Genomic DNA, 779 nt, shown 5'->3' on the forward strand with positions numbered 1-779 from the left:
TTTGCGAAGCGCTCGGTCAGCGTGTCGACCAGATCACTGAACGGATCGCGCAACTCCTTTTCGAACAGGTCGCGGTTTTCCAGGAACCACTCGCGGCTCTGGTGGAAATCCAGCGCCTTCAGGAACGGAATGGCCTTTGGCCCGAACCCTTTGAATGCGCCGTCCATCACGCCTTGCCGATCCGCACCAGCCAGGCATCCTCGTCGATCACCTCGATACCGAGTTCGCTGGCAAGCTTGAGCTTGGAGCCGGCCCCCGGTCCGGCGACCACCAGGTCCGTCTTGGCCGAGACCGAGCCCGCGACCTTGGCGCCGAGGCGCTCGGCCATCGCCTTGGCTTCGGAGCGTGTCATCTTCTCCAGCGAGCCTGTGAACACGACCGTCTTGCCGGCGACCTCGCTGTCGGCTGAGACGTTGACGACATACGGCTTCGGCTTGACCTGCATGAGCAGCGCATCAAGCACGTCGTCATTGCGCTCATTGCCGAAGAAATCGCGCAACGCGTCGATCACCGTGTCGCCAATGCCGTTGACCGATGGGAAGACGCTGTGTGGATCGGCTGCGGCCGCTGTCTCCTTGCCGACGCGGATCAGCTCCTCGATGGTCGAGAACGTCCGGGCAAGCACCGCCGCCGTCGTTTCGCCGATATGGCGGATGCCGGGCGCGAAGATGAAGCGGTCGAGTTCCGGCTCGCGGCGCGAATCGATGGCCGTGAACAGCTTGTCGAGACCCTCATAGTTGCGGTCCTCGACGCTGCGCACATTCTTGCGCGTCTTGCCC

At 63.3% G+C, this 779-nt stretch carries 2 protein-coding genes; both read right to left on the reverse strand.

What is annotated here, in order from left to right; all coding sequences use genetic code 11:
• A partial coding sequence (locus EN935_RS38560; RefSeq protein WP_127374377.1) for a DUF2461 family protein occupies positions 1 to 167 on the reverse strand: 167 nt, incomplete at its 3' end.
• On the reverse strand, positions 167 to 779 hold a 613-nt coding region (locus EN935_RS38565), incomplete at its 5' end, for a BRCT domain-containing protein (RefSeq protein ID WP_281040416.1). The genes EN935_RS38560 and EN935_RS38565, both read right to left, overlap by 1 nt.

Source organism: Mesorhizobium sp. M7D.F.Ca.US.004.03.1.1 (genome assembly GCF_003998635.1).
GTDB lineage: Bacteria > Pseudomonadota > Alphaproteobacteria > Rhizobiales > Rhizobiaceae > Mesorhizobium > Mesorhizobium loti.